The 1,600-nt window shown below is 68.1% G+C and carries 1 protein-coding gene; it reads left to right on the forward strand.

The genetic code is table 11. The annotated features are described in order from the left end of the window. A partial coding sequence (carB, locus tag AC2VOG_RS09845; protein ID WP_486939717.1) for a carbamoyl-phosphate synthase large subunit occupies window positions 1-1,600 on the forward strand: 1,600 nt, incomplete at both ends.

The raw sequence follows: 1,600 nt of genomic DNA on the forward strand, positions 1-1,600 counted from the left end.
CGACCGGATGGCCGGCGCCGGGCTGGCCGCCTCGCCCAGTGCCAACGTCTTGATCGAGGAATCGATCTACGGCTGGAAGGAATTCGAGCTCGAACTGATGCGCGACGCCCATGACAACGTCGTGGTGGTGTGCTCGATCGAGAACGTCGACCCGATGGGTGTGCACACCGGCGACTCGGTGACGGTGGCACCGGCGATGACGCTCACCGACCGCGAGTACCAGCGGATGCGCGACCTGGGCATCGACATCCTGCGCGAGGTCGGAGTCGACACCGGCGGCTGCAACATCCAGTTCGCCGTCGATCCGCACGACGGGCGGCTGGTCGTCATCGAGATGAACCCCCGGGTGTCGCGGTCGAGTGCGTTGGCCTCCAAGGCCACCGGCTTCCCGATCGCCAAGATCGCCGCCAAGCTGGCCATCGGCTACACCCTCGACGAAATCCTCAACGACATCACCAAGGAAACCCCGGCCTGCTTCGAACCCACGCTGGACTACGTCGTGGTCAAGGCGCCGCGATTCGCGTTCGAGAAATTCCCCGGCGCCGACCCGACGCTGACCACCACGATGAAGTCGGTCGGCGAGGCGATGTCGTTGGGGCGCAACTTCATCGAGGCGCTCGGCAAGGTGATGCGGTCGCTGGAGACCGACCGCGCCGGCTTCTGGACCAAGCCCGATACCGAAGGAACGGCCCAGGACGCGCTCGAGCGGTTGCGGACCCCCACCGACGGCCGGCTCTACGACGTCGAGTTGGCCCTGCGGCTGGGCGCATCGGTGGACCGGGTGGCCGAGGCGTCCGGCATCGACCCGTGGTTCGTCGCGCAGATCGCCGAGCTGTTGACGCTACGCGACGAAGTGAGCGAGGCCGCTGTCCTCGATGGCGACCTGCTGCGCCGGTGCAAGCACAACGGCTTGTCGGACCGCCAGATCGCCGCGCTGCGACCGGAACTGGCCGGCGAGGGCGGCGTGCGCTCGCTGCGGCGACGGCTCGGCATCCATCCGGTGTACAAGACCGTGGACACCTGCGCCGCGGAGTTCGAGGCCAAGACGCCGTATCACTACAGCAGCTACGAGCTGGACCCCTCCGCCGAAAGCGAAGTGGCGCCGCAGACCGAGAAACCCAAGGTGCTGATCCTGGGCTCGGGGCCGAACCGGATCGGTCAGGGCATCGAATTCGACTACAGCTGTGTGCACGCCGCAACCACGTTGTCCCAAGCCGGCTTCGAGACGGTGATGGTCAACTGCAACCCCGAGACGGTCTCCACCGACTACGACACCGCCGACCGGCTTTACTTCGAGCCGCTGACGTTCGAGGACGTCCTGGAGGTGTTCCACGCCGAGCAGCTTTCCGGTGCCGGCGGCCCGGGCGTCGTGGGAGTGATCGTGCAACTCGGCGGCCAGACCCCGCTCGGGCTGGCGCAGCGGCTTGCCGACGAAGGTGTCCCGATCGTCGGCACCCCGCCCGCGGCCATCGACTTGGCCGAGGACCGCGGCGCCTTCGGCGAACTGCTGGCCGCGGCGGGACTGCCCGCACCGCGCTACGGCATGGCCACCACGTTCGCGCAGGCCCGGCGGATCGCCGCCGACATCGGCTATCCGGTG

It is taken from the genome of Mycobacterium sp. TH-M11 (genome assembly GCF_057473725.1).